Below are 2,880 nucleotides of genomic sequence, written 5' to 3' on the forward strand. Positions count from 1 at the left end.
CAAATATCTTCCCAACTGCCGCAGGTAATTTTATCACCAAACCATTGGTGTGCCAGTTCATGAGCAATCAATCCTTCATTAATGGAAACTATAAAAGTTGCTGTTTGATGTTCCATACCGCCGCCCCATCCAAATTGAACGTGACCATACTTTTCTTTTATAAAAGGATAATCGCCAAATAAATTGTGAAACAACTGCATGGCATCCAATACATTTTGTGTACCGTTTTGAAAAGATGTAAGACTTTCGGGATAACAATAGGTTTGCATGGGCAACGATACATTACCTAACTGCACGGCATTATTAAACACCACATAATTGGTAACCGCAAAACACATTAAGTAAGATGCAATGGGATAACGGTGTTTCCAGTGCGCTGTTTTTTTTGTGCCCCCTGCAATTAAAGTCTCGCTTTGCAATAAACCATTACTTGCTGCTTTGTATTGCGATGGTGTGGTAACAATAATATCAACAGAATCTGCTTTATCATCCAAACCATTTTTGCATGGCCACCAATCCCTGCTGCCATAAGGTTCGCTAAGGCTCCACATTACCGGTGTGCCTGTATGTGTACTTTGTATAAACGAACCAAAGCCGGTGGTGGGTGGCACACCCTGGTAATAAATACTTACCGAATCGAAAGTGCCAGCGTTTACAGTTGCAGGAAAATCTATTTGTAAAATATTATTAGCATGATTTTTTGAAAGCAAAATATTGCGTTGTGTAACACTGTCAACAGCCAGCGGGCTCATCAAATCTAAACTTATAGAATTGCCTGTTGCACTGATGGTATAATACACGGTAACTTTTCCTTTGATATATCTTATTGCAGGATCAACCTCCCATTCGCAACGGTAATATTTAGCATCAAAGTTAGATGCGGCGGTTAAAAGATCAGTAGTAGTTGTTGTTACGTTGGGAGATAATCTTGCATGGCGCAATTGTTCTGCGGCAGCAATTTCATTTATCTGTTTGTAATAATTGGCAGGTGGCTGTGCTGTTGCCTTAAAAATTATACAACAAAAAAATATTGAAATTAAACGCATAAAAATGTAGTTAAACAGCTATAAGTAAAAGTTTTACAAAGTTTCTTAAAGTTTTGTGAATGGGCAATAAAGGTTTTGTCCATCCGTTTTAAGTATTCCCGTTTTTATTAACGTAACCCAACCGTAATTATTTCACATATGATAAAAAGAAATCGTTCCGTACCAGGCATTTTTGCAGCAGTTTTAAGTTGTATTTGTTTTGCCAGTGTACCATTAATGGCACAGGTAAATAAAGACAGTACAAAAAAAATACTGCTGTCAAGGATTGATAAAAAAGAAGGCAGCAATACTGTTGCAAAAGCTGCAAATGTTGTTTACCCCGATTTGCTTTGCGGCAACGAAGAACAATCTTTAGGTTATATTGAAAAATTTTCTGCCAGCAGAAGGGCTTATTTAATTCGCACTTACAACAAAGGCAAAAAGTTTTTTCCAAAAGTTACCGCCATTTTAACCAAGCACAGTTTGCCGCATGAGTTTAAAATTTTACTGGCACTGGAAAGTGCTTTTAACGGCAATGCAGTATCTAAAGCAGGTGCGGTTGGTTACTGGCAAATTATGGATGAAGTAGCAAGGGAATATGGTTTAAAATATGCACCTCACTTAAGTGCTGCCGAAAAAAAGAGAGAATTAAAATTAGCAAAATCGCTTGCAAAAAAAGGAAATAAAAAAGCAAGAAAAATTATTTTAAGAGACGACAGGAAAAATTTTAATAAATCTACTTACACCGCAGCCCGTTATTTAAAAGACCGCTGCCGCAATTTGGATAATGATTATTTATTAGTGGTAGCCAGTTACAATTGTGGTGTGGGCAATGTGTGGCAGGCCATGAGAAAAACAGGCAAAGCCAATCCTGATTTTTGGGATGTAAAAAAATATTTACCTTCCGAAACCAGGAGTTATGTAATGAATTTTATTGCGCTGAATGTTATCTTTAATAATTACGAAAAGTTTACTAACAATACGCTGAACTTTAAGCCCATTAAAGCTAAGGCAGATAATGCAGACATTAATACTTCGGAGGAAGAAGGAGCGCCAACCTCTTTAAATTATTGATACAATAATAAATTGAAATGATATCTTGTGAACCGGTACAATTGTGCCGGTTTTTTTATTTATACTTATGGTAAGAAAAATTATAATTGGCTTTGGAATACTTTGCGGAGTATTTTTTGTGCTGCTTATTATTGCACGTATTACAGGAATGCTACTTTTTTTCAATATCCCTGTACAAACAAACGAGCCTGCAATGAAGATTGGCGATAAAATTTTCGTCAGTAACTTAATAGAACCTAAGCCTTTGCATTTTATTGTTTTTACCAGTGCTTACCACGATTCGCTAATTGCAATATACCAGTCTAATGATGAGCCTGGTTCAAAATTTGTATACCGGCTTTGCGCTGTTGCTGGCGACGTTATTCAAATGACCAATAGTGTGCTTTATCTAAACAAAAAGAATTTTGACGATCAATTAAATATAAAAAATCAGTTTAAAATAAGCACTAATTATCTTGTTAATATTGATGAAGCTGATATTGCATTTGATGACCCCTACGGACAATTTGTTCAAATGGGCGACTCTGCCCTGATTACATTAGATAAAACGCAGCTTAAAAAATATCAGTCGCACGTAAAATTTACACCCGTATTATCCAGCGATACCCTAAATGTGTTTCAGTGGATGGATAAAAAAACCAACTGGACACCGGATAATTTTGGCCCCTTACAAATTCCTGAAAATTGCTATTTTGTTTTAGGTGATAACCGGCATTTTGCTCAAGACTCCCGTTATATTGGTTTTATAAAGAAAGAAGATGTTATAGGGGTAGTTATTAAT

Annotated in this window: 3 protein-coding genes; 2 read left to right on the plus strand and 1 reads right to left on the minus strand. The window is 36.1% G+C overall.

The window, feature by feature from the left end; translation table 11 throughout:
* A partial coding sequence (locus ACY65O_RS20225) for a M1 family aminopeptidase (RefSeq protein ID WP_462222669.1) occupies positions 1–1,046 on the minus strand: 1,046 nt, incomplete at its 3' end.
* Positions 1,047–1,184: 138 nt separating this feature from the next.
* On the opposite strand from ACY65O_RS20225, the gene ACY65O_RS20230 reads away from it, so the two are divergent.
* On the plus strand, positions 1,185–2,099 hold the full coding sequence (locus tag ACY65O_RS20230) for a lytic transglycosylase domain-containing protein (RefSeq protein ID WP_462222670.1): 915 nt from the start codon (positions 1,185–1,187) through the stop codon (positions 2,097–2,099).
* Between the two features lie 67 nt (positions 2,100–2,166).
* Positions 2,167–2,880: signal peptidase I (gene lepB, locus ACY65O_RS20235; protein ID WP_462222671.1), on the plus strand; the 714-nt coding region annotated here is incomplete at its 3' end.

The organism is Ferruginibacter sp., assembly GCF_031430955.1.
GTDB lineage: Bacteria > Bacteroidota > Bacteroidia > Chitinophagales > Chitinophagaceae > Ferruginibacter.